The organism is Sphingomonas sp. 37zxx (genome assembly GCF_000786205.1).
Classification (GTDB): Bacteria; Pseudomonadota; Alphaproteobacteria; order Sphingomonadales; family Sphingomonadaceae; genus Sphingomonas.
Genome location: NZ_JROH01000033.1, coordinates 1 through 16494 on the forward strand (window position 1 = coordinate 1; position 16494 = coordinate 16494).

Genomic DNA, 16494 nt, shown 5'->3' on the forward strand with positions numbered 1-16494 from the left:
ACCGTGGGATTTTTCAGCAGCCTGTTAATGACGCCGCTCGCACACTTGGGGTTGGGCGCACCCACCTCTACCGTCTTATAAATGATGGAAAGATCGAAACCATTCAGCTTGGTCGGCGTCGCTTGGTCAAGGCTGCGTCCCTAAGGAAGCTTATCGAGGAAGGGTAGGCGCTTTTTCGCGTCAGAATATTCGCAAGGCATCTATCCGGGCGCGGGTGGCATTCAAAGCATCTGAAAGCCACGCCGCACCGATAGATTAGCAAATATTCGATTTTTCCAATCGACCTGGCCGAGAAAATTTGGGGGCGTGCGACGGGGCGATTACCCTCGTCAGTCCGCATTCTTTCGTCGATCAAATCCCAAAGGGTGACCGGCTGCTCGCACTGTCAAGCAGGCAGATGCCTATTCGCGCACACACGTTGGGGTGTTCAGGACGATCCTTTCCTAGGAAATGCGAGGATCACATGGATATTTATGAGTGTAATGACCGCTTCGGGATTAGCCTAAAGAAGCTCCGACTTATGAGAAATGAGGGAATACTAAAACTGGAAGCAGAGAAGACTGAAAAATATTGGCGTCAGGTAATTTACGACATCAAAAGCGGTAGAATGTCTGCACGTTCAATTGCCTTGACGTATCGATATCCCGGAAAACTGGAAAAGATTACCAACCTGACGCCGCGTGATCGGCGCGTGATTGCATCTCATTTTGAAGAAGTCGAATTTCCCGTTGAGGATTTGGAACTGAATATGAGATTTGCGGCTCTCATCGGCGCCATTGAGAAACATCCTTTATCGTTGGATGAATTTATCAGGAGCATTCAGGAGATTATTCCCGACCACGATGTCAGCTACTACTACGTCGCCGGTCGGCTTATGCTGTTTACGTGCAAGACCGATTTTCAAATCAATTTGATGTCAGAGCAATTGGCTCGGGCCTTCGCCAGTGCGAAGGACGAGAAATCCATGCGAGGGTGGTGGCACACCGAGTCCGGCAAATATGACCAAGACCCGACCGTTTATCACCGACCGAGGCAATACGATTTATAACGCTGACGCCTCTGTGGTAATCAACGGAATTCCGCCCGTTATGGTGGCCACGTCGCATTTCATCGCGCGGCACAATTTGACCAACGCCGCGAAGGTCAGATTGTGCTCGCCGCGTTCGATCCGGCCCACGTAGCTCCGATCCAATCCGGCCTCATGGGCAAACCCTTCCTGCGACATGCCCAACGCTCGCCGCTTTGCGCGAATTCGTTTTCCTAGAATGTCGAGATACGGGTCCACCCGCCTTTGTCACGACCATGGTGACTATCGATCCACGGCGTATTAATCCCCTCGTTAATAGTTTGGCGTATTTTTCTGTGCTGCGGAGATCGCTGGGATTTCCACATTGATGTGACTGGAAGACCAAAATGCTGGAAATCGCCGGTGGAATTTTGCTTGCCGTAGCTGTGCTGGCGGTGGTCATGGTTGCGTTTCGGTATATTGTCCTGGCGCTATCGGCCGGTTTTTGCATCGCGCTCGTTGTCGGGGCTTGGCTGCTGCTTTCTCCAGAAATGGGCGGATGGTGGGCCGCGATATTGCTTCTTACCGGGTTTGGGATTTGGTTTTGGATGGTCAATCACGACGATCGAATCGAGGGTCGGGAGGACGCCAGCCCCGACCGATTTGCCCGAGCATCCCGGCAACGCCGGTTATCCAACGGCGAACCGCCTGCTGCCTACGTGCTAGACGCCTGGCACCAGCGCCACCGCATCGCCCGGAATGAGGTGAAGAATTCCGACTAGACGAAAAAAACGGCATCTCTCTCGCGCGTTCAATAGCGCAGGTGTTTATGTAATTTTATCGAAGGCTACCCCCCCCGGCCACGGGCATTTCACCGGCGGGTCCGCGCCATGTTGGCTAACAAGCAATGCTTGCGCGCCATTCGCGAATCGCCACGTAAAAAACACCACTCCCGCCGCAAAGTTAGAAAGAAACTTTCGCACACGGGGGCCACATTGGGGGCCAGTTAAAATCAGTCAGAAAAAATATGACAATATAGCAAACAGATAAAGCTTGTTTGTGAGTCCTGTAGGCGCACCATTATCAATACTCCCGCTGGCTCTCAGCACAAGCACCCCCGCCGCAGCAGGAACACCGCGTGTTCGGCGCGGAAGTTTGCCGCACTGGCACTGGTCGGGCTGCCTTTCGACAGGAACCAGCTACCCTCCACCGCGATGTCGCGTTCGCGCACGAAGGATCGGAAATCGTCGATCGTGACGTGATGGATGTTGGGCGTCGCGTACCACGCGACCGGCAGCAGCTCGGTTACCGGCATCCGCCCGCCCCACAGCAATGACGCGCGCACCCGCCAATGCGCGAAATTGGGGAACGACACGAACGCCCGCCCGCCGATCCGCAGCAAGTGATCCAGCACGCGATCGGGATGCCGCGTCGTTTGCAGCGTCTGGCTAAGGATCGCATAGTCGAAGCTGTTGTCGGGATAATCGGCCAGGTCGACATCGGCATCACCCTGGACCACCGACAATCCGCGCTCCATCGCGGCGGCGACGTTGGCCGGGTCCAGCTCAAGCCCGCGCGCATCAACGCCGGCGGTATCGCGCAGCGCCGCCATCAGCGCGCCGTCGCCGCAGCCGACATCGAGCACCCGCGTGGCGGGGGCGACATTGCGCGCGATGACCGCGAGATCGGAGCGAAGGTCACTCAATGTCGGTCCCCCGCCCGCAGAAAACCGTCGATCACGCGGTTCAGCTCAGGGCTTTCGAGCAGGAAGGCGTCATGCCCGAACGGCGACGACAATTCGACGAAGCTCGCGCGCGCGCCCGCGGCATTCAGCGCATGAACGATCGCGCGGCTGTCGCGCGTGGGATACAGCCAGTCGGTGTCGAAGCTGACCACGCAGAACCGCGCCTTGCTGTCGCGAAAGGCGTTGGCGAGCACGCCGCCATGTTCCTCGGCCAAGTCGAAATAATCGAGCGCGCGGGTGATGTAGAGATAGGCGTTGGCGTCGAAGCGGTCGCTGAAGGTGAGGCCCTGATGGCGCAGATAGCTTTCGACCTGGAAATCGGCGTCGAAGCCGAACGACTTCGCCTCGCGCGCCTGCAACCGCCGGCCGAATTTCTCGGTCAGCCCGGCTTCGGACAGATAGGTGATGTGCGCCGCCATCCGTGCGACCGCGAGGCCGGCAGCAGGCGGGGTCGCGCTGTAATAATCGCCGCCGCGCCAAGCCGGATCGGCCATGATCGCCTGTCGCCCAACTTCGTGAAAGGCGATGTTCTGCGCCGAATGCCGCGCGGTCGAGGCCAGCACCACCGCCGCTTCGACCCGATCGGGATAGGTCGCCGCCCAGGACAGCACCTGCATGCCGCCCATCGATCCGCCGACCACCGCCTGCAGCCGCCCGACCCCGAGGTGATCGAGCAGCATCGCCTGCGCGCGCACCATGTCGCGGATGGTGATGACCGGGAAGCTCATGCCCCAGGGCTTGTCCGTCGCGGAGTTGATCGTTGCTGGCCCCGATGATCCCATGCAACTGCCCAGCACATTGGCGCAGACGATGAAATGCCGCGCCGGGTCGATCGGCTTGCCTGGGCCGACCATGCGAGTCCACCAGCCGGGCTTGCCGGTGACGGGATGGCTGGCGGCGACATGCTGGTCGCCGGTGAGCGCGTGGCAGATCAGGATCGCGTTGCCGGCATCGGGGGCGAGCGTGCCATAGGTTTCATAGCCGATGTCGACCGGCGACAGCAGACCGCCGCCGTCGAGCTTGAGCGGCCCCGCCAGCGTGACGCGGCGGTTGAGGCCAAAACGTTGATCGGTGCTCGAATCCATGCCGTGCCCGGTAGGCGCGGGGGGGCGTGCGATCAAGCCGGCGCGAGGGGCAGCTTGCCATTCGCGCGCCTGTGGGCCATCGCAAATCGCATGACCGCACCTATCCCCAAGCCCTGGATCATGGACATCGCCCCCTATGTGCCGGGCCGATCCAAGACCGATGACGGCCGCGTCGTCGCCAAGCTGTCGTCGAACGAAAACCCGCTGGGCACCGCCCCGCAAGCGCGCGCCGCGTTCGATGCCGCGCATGGCAGCCTGGAGCGTTATCCCGACGCCGGCGCTGCCGAGCTGCGCGAGGCGATCGCTGCGTCGTGCGACCTTGACCCCGCGCGCGTCATTTATGGCACCGGATCGGACGAAGTGCTCCATCTGGCGGCGGGTGCCTTTGCCGGGCCGGGCGATGAAGTGATCTTCGTTCGCTATGGTTTTGCCGTTTACGAAATCGCGACGCGGCGGGTCGGCGCGACCCCGGTGATCGCCCCCGATCGGGACTATGCCACCGACGTCGATTCGATCCTGGCCGCAGTCACCGACAAGACGCGAATCGTGTTCGTCGCCAATCCGAACAACCCCACCGGCACCTTCATCGCCCGCGAGGAAATCGCGCGGCTGCATGCAGGCTTGCCCAAATGGGTGCTGCTGGTGATCGACCAGGCCTATGCCGAATATATCGACGCTAATGACGACGATCACGGCCTCGAGCTCGCGAAGACCAAGGCCAACGTGCTGGTCACCCGCACCTTCAGCAAGATTTTCGGCCTTGCCGCAGAACGCATCGGCTGGGGCTATGCCGCGCCCGAGATCATCGACGCGATGCACCGGATCCGCGCGCCGTTCAACGTGACCACGGCGGGCCAGGCGGCGGCGATCGCTGCGCTGGCGGCGACCGATTTCGTCGATGCCAGCCGCGCGCATAATGCTGAGTGGCGGGCATGGTTCGCGGGCGAGATCGAGAAATTGGGCAATGCCGGGCTGCGCGCGGTGCCCTCGAAAGCCAATTTCGTGCTGGTGCTGTTCGAAGGCAGGGTGACCGCCGAGCAAGCCTATCACGGGCTGATGGATCGCGGATATATCGTGCGCTGGCTGCCGGGGCAGGGGCTGCCCAACGCGCTGCGAATCTCGATCGGCACCGCGCAGGAAACACAGGGCGTCGCGGCGGCGCTGCGTGAGATCGTCGCGGGCTGATGCTGCCGTTCGCGCGGGTCACCGTGGTCGGCCTGGGGCTGATCGGATCATCGGTCGCGCGCGCGGTGCGGGCGCGGATGCCCACCGTGCGGGTGACCGGCTATGACGCCAGCGCGCAGGTGCGCGAAACCGCACGCGCGATCGACCTGTGCGACGATGTGACCGACACGCCCGGCGCGGCGGTGATCGACGCCGACCTGGTGGTGCTGTGCGTCCCCGTCGGCGCGATGGGCGCGGTCGCCGCGCAGCTTGCTGCCGATCTGCCCGCCGACGCGATCGTCACCGATGTCGGATCGTGCAAGGCAAGCGTGGTCGAGGCGTTGCAGGCGGCGCTGCCGGGCACGACGATCGTCCCGGCGCACCCGGTGGCGGGCACCGAGCAGAGCGGCCCCGAGGCTGGCTTTGCCACCTTGTTCAACCATCGCTGGTGCATTCTCACCCCGCCGGAGGGCACCGATCCAGTCGCGATCGAGCGGGTGGCGACCTTCTGGCGCAATCTGGGCGCGCAGATCGAGACGATGGCCCCCGACCATCATGATCGCGTGCTGGCGGTGACCAGCCATTTGCCGCATCTGATCGCCTATACCATCGTCGGCACCGCATCGGACCTGGAGGAAGTCACCCGGTCGGAGGTGATCAAATATTCGGCGGGGGGGTTCCGCGACTTTACCCGGATCGCGGCGTCCGATCCGACGATGTGGCGCGACGTGTTCCTGTCGAACCGCGAGGCGGTGCTCGACATGCTCCAGCGTTTTTCCGAAGACCTGTCGGCGCTGCAGCGCGCGATCCGATGGGGCAAAGGCGATGAATTGTTCGACCTGTTCGAGCGCACCCGCGCCGTCCGCCGCTCGATCGTAGAAGAAGGCCAGGACGACGCCGCCCCCGATTTCGGGCGTTCGCACGAATAGGGCGGCCTTTGCGCCTTTGCCGTTTCGCGTCCGTGCTGCCATCGTCAAAGCACCGTCCTTCATTTGCGCGCCGCCGGTTTCCCTTCGCCGAGCGATGCTTCGGCGGAACCGGATTCGGCGAGTCGCGGCGGCCCCGGATGCTCGGAAAGCTACAAAAGCTACACTACGTACCCCCTGGATTGCCCCTCCCCGCGTGGCGGAACGCGATGCTGGAGGCGGATGCGGCGAGCGTGTGCATGGGGCGGTCGTATCAAGGTGGGGGCTTGTAGGACAGCGGGGTGGGGTTTGGGGCGACGCGGCCGGGCTGGTGGACGGATGAGGTGGAACGATGCCGAATCGCTATCGGGAAGGCAGACAGCCATCGCGCAGAAGACCATTTTGGTGATCTTCTTAAAATGGATGCTATCCAGGGAATAGCTGGCGTTTCAGCTAGCCGACCTAGCTTCGAAAAAATTTCCATCGCTTGAAGGATTGCCAGGCTGCGCTGCAAATTAGCGCTGCCGACAAGACCAATCCACCAGAAAATATAGACATTCCACCCATCAGAAGCGTCTGGAGTAGTAGATCGCTCTCGATTTCAGCCGGTTTGGGGAGTAATTTCATTGTAGCGTAGAAGGCGGCTAGCGAGCTGAAAAATGCAGCAATTCCAAAACCGAACCGGGTTTGGGGTTCAACCAGGCGCAACGCTTCGCGGGACCATGAGATCGCCAAGAGCAAAGGCAGCATAAATGCCACCATCAAGATCGTTTCGATTGGGCCCATGCGATCAGAATACCCCCGGTGGTGCGTGCCTGCAATGGGGTGCAACCCGCCATCCCGACCACCGCTTCACCCCACCAACCGCTCAGTCTCGATCGCGTTGATCCCCGCATGTGCCGCCGCTTCGATCGCCTCGCGCTTCATGCCCGGGGGTAGCGGTTCGGCGAAGCGGAACTCTACTACCCCTGCGTGCTTCATGCCCTTTCGCGGCCAGACCCTGGCGGTTTCGAGCGCGATCGGCACGGCGGGCAGGCCCAGGGCGCGGTACAGGCCGGCAAAGCCTGATTTGAGCGCTGGGGTCTCGCCGGGATCGACGCGGGTTCCCTCGGGGAACAGCAGCACCGGGCGGCCCGCTGCGCGCGCGGCCTGGGCCTGGCGCATCATTTCGCGCAGGGCCTGGGACGAGGCATCGCGATCGACCATGATCGCGCCATAGCGTTTGGCCACCCAGCCCCAAAAGGGGATGTCGCCCAGTTCGCGCTTCATCACCACCACGGGCGCGCCGAGAATGCGGGTGAGTTCGAAGGTTTCGTAAAACGACTGGTGCTTGGCGACGTAAAATGCCGGGCCTTCGGGGCGGGCTGCGCCGGTGATGCGGGTTTCGATGCCGAGCACATAGCGCGACACCAGCCGGTGCCATTGGAACCATAGCAGCACGCCGCGCCGCATCGTTGCCCCCCCCACCAGTGCGGTAGCGCAGGCAAAGGGCACCAGCACCGCCGAGCCTGCGTAAAACAGAATTTCGAACGCGAGCGCGCGCAGCCTGGCAATCATCCGGCAAACCCTATCCAAAGCGCGACCCGGCGGATCAGCAGCTTGTTATATTCATCGAACAAGGTGGTGAAGCGCGCATTGGTGCGTACCGGGTCGCCGACGACGTCGACCTCACCGCCCAGCGCATTGTCGAGTTCGAGCCGCGCGCGCGCCATGTGCCAGTCGGCGGTGACCAGCCGGACGCTTTTATAGCCATGTTTGCGGACCCAATTGGCGGTTTCGTCGCCGTTCGATCGGGTGTCGATCGCGTCCTGGCCAAGGTCGATGCAGCAGGCGAACAGCGCGGGGCGCGCGCGATAGGCGATCGCGAGTTCGATCGGGCGGACGCTGGGGTCGACGCCCGAAATCAGCATGCGATCGGCGCGCTTGTCCTCCATCAGTGCGAGGCCGCGGTCGATCCTTCCCGCGCCGCCGGTCGGCACGACGATCGCGTCGGTGCGCCGGTCGTCGAGCGGCTGGCCGAGGCCGAGCATGAACACGACGAAGCCCAGCGCATAGGCAAGCGCCAGAAAGGATGCGGCGCGCAGGATCACAGCCGCCGCCCCAGCGCGCCGAGCACCGTCATCCGCGCGGCGATGGTCGCCATCAGCGTAAAGCCGAGCGGCATCATCGCCAGGATCGCCCAATCGGCGGGGCGAAGCGTGACGCCGCCGACGATTTCGGCCCCCAGCCGGTCGATCTGGCTGCCGATGAAGATCAGGAACGCCACCGCCAGCAGCGTGCCGACCGCGCCGCCCAGCAGCGTGTCGATCGCGATTCGGCGCTGGAACAGTCGCGCAACCTGGACATCGGTGGAGCCGAGCATGTGCAGCACTTCGATCGTGTCGCGGTGCGTGTCCAGCCCCGATCGTGCCGCCAGCAGCACGACCAAGGTGGTGGCGCTGGCCACCAGCACCACCAGCCCACCCGCCAGCAGCGCCAGCGTGGCGATGAAACCGCGCACCGGGGCTAGCCACTGCGCATGCGCGTCGATCCGCGCCTGGGGTGCGATGCCGCGTACCAGCCGCTCGATCGCGGCGGCGGCGGCGGGGGTGGTCAGGTCGACGTCGATCATCGCGGGCATCGGCAGGTCGGCATCAAGCCCGGCCTCCCCCAGCCAGGGTTCGAGCAATTGCGCCAGCCGGGCGCGATCGACTTCGGCGGCGGCGCGTACCTCGGGCCGGGGGCGTAGCGCTGCGATGATCGCGGCGACGCTGCGGTCGCGGACGGCGGCGTCGCCCTCGACGATCTGCACCGTCAGCCGGCCGGCAAGATCGCTGTCGAGCGCGCGGGTCGCGGCCCAGGTGGCCAGGCCCAGCGCGGCGGCGAGGACGGTCAGGAACAGCATGATCGCCATGATCCAGCGCATCGCGCGGGTGGCGCGGCCATCGTCGAGCAGCCGGCGATCGGGTGCGCGCGCTGCGATCACGCCGCCGCCTCGGCCCCATGCGGATTACGCAGCGAGCCAGTGGGGTCGAGCAGCCGACCCCCTTCGATCCGCATCATCTGTGCGTCGGGAATCCGGCTGAGCAGGTGCAGGTCATGCGTCGCCACGACCACGGTAGTGCCCAGCCGGTTCAGGCTGTCGAACAAATGTAGCAGCCGTTCGGCCATGTCGGGATCGACATTGCCGGTAGGCTCGTCGGCGACCAGGATTTCAGGCCGGGTGATTACCGCGCGCGCGATGGCGATCCGCTGTTGTTCGCCGCCCGACAGCGTTGGCGGGCGTGCGTTTGTGCGGTCCTTCAAGCCTACCCAGGCGAGCATCTCGCGCACCGGCTCGTCAATCTCGTCCTCGGGCATCCCCGCGACGCGCAAGGGGAGCGCGATATTGTCGAACGCCGAGAGGTGCGGCACCAGCCGGAAATCCTGAAACACCACGCCGATCCGCCGGCGAAACCCCGGCAAGCGGCTGCGCGGCAACGTCACCGCATCCTCACCGAACAGGCGGATCACGCCGCGGCTGGGCCGTTGTGCGAGATACAGCAGCTTGAGCAGCGAGGTCTTGCCCGCGCCCGAGGTGCCGGTCATGAAATAAAATGCGCCCGCCCGCAACGTGAACGACAGGTCGGACAGCGTTTCGGGTCCGGTGCCGTAGCGCAGGCCGACATTTTCAAACTGTACGATATTGGCCATTCGTGCCGGCGGCGGCCTGTCCTTGGTTGCACCCGGCAAATGCCATCGCACGTCCGCGATATGCGCTCAAGCCGGTGGCAGCGATGCGCCGGCGATGGGTGGTCCCAAGACTCTTGCCAGCGAACCCATTTGCATGTTTAGATTCGTTTCAGGCCAATCCGGTCGTTTGCTTGTCCGAAGACGCCCGCAACATGATCCTTGAATGCACGCAATGCCGCACTCGCTATCTGGTCCCCGACAGCTCGATCGGCGGCGACGGGCGGACGGTGCGATGCGCCAAGTGCAAGCATAGCTGGTTCCAGCCGCCGACGGTGATGAACCTGGCCCCCAAGCCAGCGCCGGTTGCCGAGGTGCCGGTCGATCCTGCCCCCGCCGCCGCGCCGCAGCCGGAGCCGGTCGCGCCGGTAGCTGCTGCCCCGGCGACGCCAGCGCCGATCTATTCCTATGTCGATCCCGATATCGACAAGCCGCATTTCGATGCCTTTGCACACAAGCCACCGTTCCAGCCGCGCCGCAACCCCGCCCGCCGCTGGACCGCCGCTGCGGTGGTTGCGGGCTGTTCGATGCTGCTGGGCATCGGTGCGATCGTCTATTCGGGCGCGCCGGGGATCGCCGCGCAACTGGGGCTGCCGATCGGTGCCGCCGAAACGCCGCTTCGCTTTGTCGATCGCTCGATCGAGCGGCGCTATCTGTCTAGCGGCAATGAATTGTTCGTGGTGTCGGGCCGGGTGAACAACCCCAGCAACGCTGCACAACGGGTGCCCGACATCCGCGCCGAGCTGCGCGATCCGCAGGATCGGATCGTCTATAGCTGGACGATCACGCCCGAGCTTCGCACGCTTGCACCCAACAGCGGATTGGCGTTCAGCAGCGGCAAGCTCGACGTGCCCGCCAATTCCAAGCGGCTCGAACTCAGCTTTGCGGGCGAGAGCGCGCGCTGACCCACCATAGCCGCGCGCCGTTAAGCAGCGCGGCGGCGACCATGCCGATCCCTGACGCATAGACCAGCCCAAGCGGCCCCCAGCCGGTGTGGACCAGCCACCAGCCAAGCCCGCCGGTGACGACGAAGAAGCTGGCAATGCCGTTCAGCCCCGCCGCGACCTGATCGCCCATGGACCGCAGCGCATAGACGAACACCACCTGCACCCCATCGAACAGGATGAAGGGTGCCCAGGCGATCAGCATGACGACGCCGATCGCCTCGACCGCGTGGATCGCTGGAAACGCCCCGACGATCGCAGGCGCGGCGATCAGGATGCCCAGCGCCATCGCCCCGGTGGCGAGCGCCGCCAGCCCCGCCGCCAGCCCGGCGCGCCAGGCGGCCTGTTCGGGCTGGCCCTCGCCAATCGCATTGCCGACGCGCACCCCTGCCGCCGAACCCAGCCCCAGCGCGACGCCAAAGCTGATGTTGTGGACCGAGAACACGATCTGGAACGCATGTGCGCTCGCCTCGCCCAATTGCGTCGACAGGGCGATCAGGATCGAAAACCCAGCAAGTTCGAGCCCCGAGGCGATCGCTGGCACCAGCCCGAAGCGAAGCAGCCGGATCAGCCCGTCGGGTCGCCAGTCGCGCAGCCGCCGCACCCCGCGTTCGTGCGCGCGCGGCAGCGTCCAGGCGGCATAAAGCATCGCCACCGCGCCAAAGCCCGATGCGGTCGCGGTAGCCGCCGCCGCGCCCACCGCGCCCCAGGCTGGAAACCCCAAATGCCCACCCGACCAGGCCCAGGCGAGGAGGGCGTTGAGCGGCAGCACCGAGAGTTGCACCACCATCACCCGGCGCGGACGGCTGACGCCTTCAAGGAAGAAGCTGGCGGCGATGCTGAGCAATTGGAACGGATAGGCAAGCGCCATCACCTGCACCACGCGCGCGCCGGCAGGGGCGATGCCGGGTTCGACCCCCACCAGCAGCAGCAACGGATGTGCAAAGGCAAACAGGATGCTGCCGCTTGCAAGGCCCAATATCAGACCCAGCACCAGCCCCTCGTGCAGCACCCGTCCGGTTTCGGGCAGGTCGCCCGCGCCATCGGCGCGTGAGACGAACACCAGCACCCCCGACAGCCAGCCGAGCACGACGACGATACCGATATAGGTAAGCGCGCGACTCGCACCCAGCGCCGCCACTTCCTGCGTTCCCGTCAGCCCGACGACGATGACATCGGTGACGTGCAGGATCGTCCAGTTGAGGCTGGTGAGCATCACCGGCCACGCCAGCGCCAGCAGTCGCCGGCTTTCGGCCATCACTGAACGCGATGCGGTGGCCCCGAATTCGGCAGGCGGAAAGATGGGGGAGGGGGCGGACATGGTCGCGCCTCCCTAAAGGCTGCGCGGCGCCGGCGATAGGTCGCACGATAGCATGTTGCGCAGTCCGTCCGGCGCTGCTAGGGGCCTGCGCCTACCAACTGCAGGTGCGACGCACCGGTGGTATGCACGTGCGGTCGTGGCGGAATGGTAGACGCGCAACGTTGAGGTCGTTGTGGGCGAAAGCCCGTGGAAGTTCGAGTCTTCTCGACCGCACCACTTTTTCAGCACTATGAGGATGACCCGCTGGGGCGGCACAGCGATGCCGCGCATTGGCCAAAGGGCATTGGCTTGGTGTGGATGCGGTTTGGTCGATCTGCGCGAGTGCGACAGCATTCGGCTGTCAGGCGGCTTGTGAATCACACGCACCGCGCATGGCGAGTGCGCCGCAGCCACGCGCACTGATCAACGAAAAGCCTGTCGCAGATGCCAGATCGCCGCCCTTTACCCGGCAGTTCGCCACCAGCGCTAAGCCCCTTCGGCAGTGGGCCGCTGTTGCTCGGATTTACGAGAAACGCCTTGGAATTAGCCGGTAACGCTCCGCCCGCGCTGCGGTGCGTTCATGCCCGATACATAACTCTACCGCTTTGCAGCATAAAACTCCCACAATGTGGAATGACATTTCGACTATTGACACGCCGATATTGATATGACTAATCCATGACCGTCGGCGCTTCCGCATAAGTCTAAAAGGCATTCGGTAGCCGGCGGTCGGAATAATCGGCTCGAAGTCAAAGGGGGGGATGATGGTTTTTCGTCACGGCGGCGCTTTGCCGGGATTTACGCTGTCGCTTTTATTGTCGACCAGCTTCATCGGGCTGGCGGCGGCGGCACCGAACGACAAGGAGCCGGTGCCCGAAGCAACGCCCGAAGCGGCGCTGGAGTGGTTGCCCGCCTCGCTGCCGGAGTCGCTACCCGAATTCCTGCCGCAGACACGCGACACTTCCGACGAAAAGCAGATTGCCGAAATCATCGTCACCGGTTCGCGCGCCAGTCAGCAAAGCGCCAACCAGCGCAAGAAGAACGCAAAGACCGCAACCGATTCGCTGGTCGCCGACGACATCGGCTCCTTCCCCGATCGCAACGTCAACGAAGCTATTTCGCGCCTGCCGGGCGTCGCGCTCGACCGCAACGATTTCGGCGAAGGTGCAAGCGTCGCGATTCGCGGCAACGGCCCCGACCTTACCCGCGTCGAACTCGACGGGATCGGTGTGCAGGGGTCGAGCGGGCTGGGTGCCAGCCGCGGTGCCGATCTTCGCGAACTGCCCGCCGAACTGATCAAGAGCGTCGACGTGGTCAAGGGTTCGACCGCCGACATGACCGAAGGGTCGTTGGGCGGCGGCGTGCAGATCAAGACGCGGTCGGGCCTGGATTTCGCCAAGCCGTATTTTACCCTGCGCAGCGGCGCGCAGATGAATTCGATCGGCAAGACCTGGACCCCCGACGTGTCGGGCGTGGCGGCCGGCAAGTTCTTTGACAATCGTATCGGCGTGATTGTCAGCGGTTCTTATACCGATATTCAAAATATCGGGCACACGGCGGAAAACACCACCAGCTCCAATCGCGGCTATTCGCGCCTGTTCGACTTCGATCAGTCGCCCGAAAAGACATTTACCTTCAATCCGGCCACACTGAGCGGCGACCTGACCGACATCGTGTTTGCCAACAGCCTGGAAACACCGCGCAGCCTGGTCACCAAATCGGCGGGCGCGCAGTCCAAGGCCGACTGTATCGCGCTGTTCCCGCACAACCCAGCCGGGACCAACCTACAGCGTTCGCAGCGTATTCTGGAGCAGCAAAGCTGCCTCAACCAGTGGAATGACTATACCCCCAGCCTGGTCCGCAACATCATGAAGACCCAGCGCGACAAGCGCTATGCCTTTGACGCGCGGCTGGATTTCCGGGTTACCGATGAATTCCTGGTGTATACAAAGGGAACGGTCGCCAATCGAAAGGTGGATGACCAGTTCCGCACCCGCAGCCCGTTATCGCTGTTCTTGCAGAACCCGATCGGGTCGTTTGTCGACACCGCTACCGGGTATCCGCGCGTCCGTTCGCTTTCGCCGAACGCATTGCCTGGATTTGCAGTATTCGACCAGCAATACGGACTGTCGAACGTCGCCAATAATGCGACATTGGGCAATGTGCTGAACGTCGTGCCGGGCAGCGTCACGGTAGATGACAAGCACAACGTCACCAAGATGACGCTCACCAATAATGCGGTAAACATCGATCAGATCGAAAATACAATCGACGTAAAAACCAACTACTATCAGACGGGTGCCGAGTTCCGTGGCGCTCTGGTCGACATCGATGCGATGATCGGGCTTACCACGACGAGCAGCAGCCGGACGGACTTTCGGACAGCCCGATCCTACAGCTATGGCGACGCAACGCTAGAGCTGCAATCGAACGGTTTGTGGGATATTCAACTTCCCGCAAATTATGATGACAGCAATCCGGCCAATTTCGTGCAGTTGACCGCCCCGCGCTGCATCGGCGCAGGGACCGCGCCGACCTGTCTGGGACAGGCGGCGGTGGTAGCCTCGGCTAATGCCCCCGCGACCCCGGCCTATACCGTCGGGCAGATGCCGCTTACCACGCCCAATTTCGGGCTGACCTTCCGACCTACGCTTAGCGAATCCCAGGAGCGGATCGGCAAGCTCGATGTGACCTATCGCACCGACGAGGTGATGCCGTTCATCACCCGCGTCAAATACGGCGCGATGTATCGCAACAACACCATCGATTTCTGGGGTGGCGGCGGATACACGCCGCAAGGCGCGGTGGGAACCTTTGGTCAACCGGGCTATGTTGCCCCGGTGGTTGTGCCGACGGCCAATGTCACCGGCCAGTTGCGCGCATGTCAGCCAACGCCAGGATCGCAGGCTGCCGGTGGGCTGTCGTGCAATTACGGCTTCGTTCCATCCACCAATCCGTCCAACATCCGTTCGGGCGTCGATACGTTGACGCCGCAGCAATTGCTCGATCTGTTTTCCAACACAATCGAACGGCCCGACTCGCAATATTTCGGCAGCTTGCCAAATCGCGGCAACCTGCCGTCGTCCTGGAACGGCATTTTGACCGATCGCCTGTTCCAAGCAGTGGGAGCGGGACAGTTCGCCAATTTCGACTGTTTGAAGCAGTGCGTCGGCAGCGATGGCCAGACCTATGATCAGCCGGTAACCCGCACCGACGAAACGATCGTCAACCTGTATGGCATGTTCGATTTCGCGCAGCGGCTGCCCTTTGGGCTTGAGGTTGATGGCAATGTCGGCTTGCGCGGGATCTATGCCAATGTTTCGGGGTCGGGTCTGCTGACGCTCAACGTCATCCGCACCACGGCCTCGTTCGATCCGCTTAACCCCAATGTGGCAGCGGGCATCACCAGCCAGTCGTTTGCACAGAACACCACCGCAAAAGCCACGACATGGGATTGGCTGCCCAGCGGCAACATCAATCTGTGGGCGTTCGATCGTTCGCTGGTGTTTCGTGCTTATGTCGGCAAGACCGTTGCGCGACCGACCCCTAATCAGCTGTTGGCGGCAGGAAATTGCAACATTGACGAGCGTGTCATACTCGATCTGGACGGCGATGGCGACGATCCCTTTGGCTGCCCTGGCCGGATCGGCAACCCCGCGCTCGCCCCGTTCACGGCATGGAACCAGAATTACAGCCTGGAATGGTATCCCAACGCCGACACGGTGCTGTCAGCCACCTATGGGAAGCTGGACGTGAAAATGGGCGGCGGAATTGGCGTCACGCGCACCGGTCGCCCGTTCAGTGGCAGCGACCAGATCGACCCGCTGACCGGCCAGCCGATTTCCGAGCTGGATTTCAACTATCCCACGTTTGAAAACGGCCCAGGATACCAGCGGGACATTTGGGAGTTCTCGGCAAAGTCGGCGTTTACGTTTCTGCCCTGGTTCCTGCGCTATACGGGTGCGGATGCGAACGTCTCCTTGCTTTCGTCATCCACCAATACAGGAACCCAGGATCCGTCGACCGGCGATATCATGCCGCCGCTCAATGAATCGCGGTACTTCATCAACTCGTCGATCTGGTATGATGACGGCAAGCTCAATGTCCGCATTGCCTATCAGAAGCGGAGCGAAATTTTCCGCTGCATCACGCCATGCGGTGGCAATACGGGTGACATCAACTATCCCGGCGTCAACTGGACCAATGTTCGCCTGGTTGGTCCCGGCTACAATCCCGGCCTGCCATTGTTCAAGGATGCGACCCAGTTCATCGACGTGAAGGTGTCGTACAACATCACCAGGGCGCTGCAGGTCTATGCCGAAGGGCGCAACATGACCGGCGAAGCGCAGACCCTGTCGACCGGCGAGTACCAGACTTTCGCCGATGACACGCCCCGGCTCACCCAGATGGCGTATGGCGGACGCCGGTTCCTGCTCGGCGGCCGTCTGTTGCTGGGGCAGGGCGGCACCCGGCGGTAACCGCCTGTCGCTGCGCGGCCTTCCGATCATCCAAAGCGTTGCCGGGGCATGGTGGCCGGGAGCGGATCGGGAAGGCCGCGGCCCGGCGTCGCTCGCTAGTGGTCCGATTCTGACATTTGCTACCCCCTTCGGCTCAGTCAGGAGCAAATGTCAGAATCTC

The 16494-nt window shown here is 63.0% G+C and carries 16 protein-coding genes and 1 tRNA gene; 8 read left to right on the top strand and 9 right to left on the bottom strand.

Going from position 1 to position 16494, the window contains the following annotated elements; translation table 11 throughout:
* Window positions 1-8 precede the first annotated feature (8 nt).
* Both QU44_RS18895 and QU44_RS12485 read left to right on the top strand, forming a co-directional pair.
* A complete protein-coding gene (locus QU44_RS18895) occupies window positions 9-167 on the top strand; it encodes a helix-turn-helix domain-containing protein (protein ID WP_081988026.1) in 159 nt (52 codons plus the stop codon).
* 296 nt (window positions 168-463) lie between these two features.
* Window positions 464-1048 carry a hypothetical protein gene (locus QU44_RS12485; RefSeq protein WP_033922610.1) on the top strand — a complete coding sequence of 195 codons (585 nt, stop codon included), beginning with the start codon at window positions 464-466 and terminating at the stop codon, window positions 1046-1048.
* Here the strand turns inward: QU44_RS12485 and QU44_RS12490 are convergent.
* Window positions 1043-1285, bottom strand: coding sequence for a helix-turn-helix domain-containing protein (locus tag QU44_RS12490; RefSeq protein ID WP_033922611.1), 243 nt, complete (start codon window positions 1283-1285; stop codon window positions 1043-1045). The two genes, QU44_RS12485 and QU44_RS12490, sit on opposite strands and share 6 nt — an antisense overlap.
* 128 nt (window positions 1286-1413) lie before the next feature.
* Between QU44_RS12490 and QU44_RS12495 the strand changes: the two genes are divergently transcribed.
* Window positions 1414-1788, top strand: a complete 375-nt coding sequence (locus tag QU44_RS12495; protein WP_033922612.1) for a hypothetical protein — start codon at window positions 1414-1416, stop codon at window positions 1786-1788.
* A 320-nt stretch (window positions 1789-2108) separates the two neighbouring features.
* Here QU44_RS12495 and metW read toward each other — a convergent pair whose 3' ends face one another.
* Together metW and metX are read right to left on the bottom strand one after the other, a co-directional pair.
* On the bottom strand, window positions 2109-2711 hold the full coding sequence (metW, locus tag QU44_RS12500) for a methionine biosynthesis protein MetW (RefSeq protein ID WP_033922613.1): 603 nt from the start codon (window positions 2709-2711) through the stop codon (window positions 2109-2111).
* The gene (gene metX, locus QU44_RS12505; protein ID WP_033922614.1) at window positions 2708-3835 is read right to left on the bottom strand and encodes a homoserine O-acetyltransferase MetX; all 1128 of its coding nucleotides are present in this window, start codon (window positions 3833-3835) and stop codon (window positions 2708-2710) included. Before metX ends, metW begins: the two co-directional genes overlap by 4 nt.
* 90 nt (window positions 3836-3925) lie before the next feature.
* Between metX and hisC the strand changes: the two genes are divergently transcribed.
* Both hisC and QU44_RS12515 read left to right on the top strand, forming a co-directional pair.
* Entirely contained in the window at window positions 3926-5020 is a 1095-nt protein-coding gene (gene hisC / locus QU44_RS12510; RefSeq protein WP_033922615.1) for a histidinol-phosphate transaminase, read from the top strand.
* Entirely contained in the window at window positions 5020-5928 is a 909-nt protein-coding gene (locus tag QU44_RS12515) for a prephenate/arogenate dehydrogenase family protein (RefSeq protein ID WP_033922616.1), read from the top strand. Before hisC ends, QU44_RS12515 begins: the two co-directional genes overlap by 1 nt.
* 438 nt (window positions 5929-6366) lie before the next feature.
* Here the strand turns inward: QU44_RS12515 and QU44_RS12520 are convergent, their stop codons facing one another.
* The 5 genes from QU44_RS12520 to ftsE all read right to left on the bottom strand — a co-directional run bounded on the left by QU44_RS12520 (window position 6367) and on the right by ftsE (window position 9576).
* On the bottom strand, window positions 6367-6663 hold the full coding sequence (locus tag QU44_RS12520; RefSeq protein ID WP_197054311.1) for a hypothetical protein: 297 nt from the start codon (window positions 6661-6663) through the stop codon (window positions 6367-6369).
* A 93-nt stretch (window positions 6664-6756) separates the two neighbouring features.
* On the bottom strand, window positions 6757-7461 hold the full coding sequence (locus tag QU44_RS12525; protein ID WP_197054312.1) for a lysophospholipid acyltransferase family protein: 705 nt from the start codon (window positions 7459-7461) through the stop codon (window positions 6757-6759).
* Complete coding sequence (locus QU44_RS12530; RefSeq protein WP_033922618.1) at window positions 7458-7994, bottom strand: YdcF family protein; 537 nt, start codon at window positions 7992-7994, stop codon at window positions 7458-7460. Before QU44_RS12530 ends, QU44_RS12525 begins: the two co-directional genes overlap by 4 nt.
* On the bottom strand, window positions 7991-8869 hold the full coding sequence (locus QU44_RS12535; protein WP_033922619.1) for a cell division protein FtsX: 879 nt from the start codon (window positions 8867-8869) through the stop codon (window positions 7991-7993). The genes QU44_RS12530 and QU44_RS12535 overlap by 4 nt, the downstream gene beginning before the upstream one ends.
* Window positions 8866-9576: a cell division ATP-binding protein FtsE gene (gene ftsE / locus QU44_RS12540; RefSeq protein ID WP_033922633.1), complete on the bottom strand. Its 711-nt coding sequence runs from the start codon at window positions 9574-9576 to the stop codon at window positions 8866-8868. The genes QU44_RS12535 and ftsE overlap by 4 nt, the downstream gene beginning before the upstream one ends.
* 191 nt (window positions 9577-9767) lie before the next feature.
* Between ftsE and QU44_RS12545 the strand changes: the two genes are divergently transcribed.
* Entirely contained in the window at window positions 9768-10517 is a 750-nt protein-coding gene (locus tag QU44_RS12545) for an MJ0042-type zinc finger domain-containing protein (RefSeq protein ID WP_033922620.1), read from the top strand.
* On the opposite strand, the gene QU44_RS12550 is transcribed toward QU44_RS12545, so the two are convergent.
* A complete protein-coding gene (locus QU44_RS12550) occupies window positions 10489-11877 on the bottom strand; it encodes an MATE family efflux transporter (RefSeq protein WP_052134794.1) in 1389 nt (462 codons plus the stop codon). The genes QU44_RS12545 and QU44_RS12550 overlap by 29 nt on opposite strands.
* Before the next feature lie 130 nt (window positions 11878-12007).
* Here QU44_RS12550 and QU44_RS12555 point away from each other — a divergent pair.
* Window positions 12008-12093 (top strand) — tRNA-Leu (locus QU44_RS12555).
* Window positions 12094-12620: 527 nt separating this feature from the next.
* Window positions 12621-16334, top strand: a complete 3714-nt coding sequence (locus tag QU44_RS12560) for a TonB-dependent receptor (protein WP_081988027.1) — start codon at window positions 12621-12623, stop codon at window positions 16332-16334.
* The last annotated feature ends 160 nt before the right edge of the window (window positions 16335-16494 follow it).